This window comes from Dietzia sp. DQ11-38-2, from assembly GCF_014145055.1.
Taxonomy (GTDB): Bacteria; Actinomycetota; Actinomycetes; order Mycobacteriales; family Mycobacteriaceae; genus Dietzia.
Window position 1 is genome coordinate 1 of sequence record NZ_JAALDW010000277.1, and the last position, 366, is coordinate 366.

General features: G+C 73.8%; 1 pseudogene. It reads left to right on the plus strand.

Annotation, left to right across the window (positions count from 1 at the left end):
* Positions 1-366 (plus strand): annotated as a pseudogene (locus G6026_RS17310) (PhoH family protein); the annotation flags it as partial.

The following is a 366-nucleotide window of genomic DNA, read 5'->3' on the forward strand; positions in this document are numbered from 1 at the left end:
CGATGGCGGTGCTGGGCGCCGCGGACGCCAACCTCCGGGCGCTCGAGGAGCTGCTCGACGCGGACCTCCACGTGCGCGGCGGCACCATGACCCTGTCGGGCGAGCCCGGCGCCGTCGACCAGGCCTCCCGCGTGGTCTCGGACCTGCTGCGGCAGGCCGGGAGGGGGGTCGAGATCACCCCGGCGTCGGTGCGGCGCTCGGTGGAGATCCTCGCCGATTCGGGTCCGTTGACCCCCGAGGAGGTGTTGGGCACCGACGTGCTGTCCCGTCGCGGGGGGATGATCCGCCCCAAGACGGTGGGGCAGAAGCGGTACGTCGACGCGATCGACGACCACACCGTGGTGTTCGGGCTCGGACCGGCGGGGA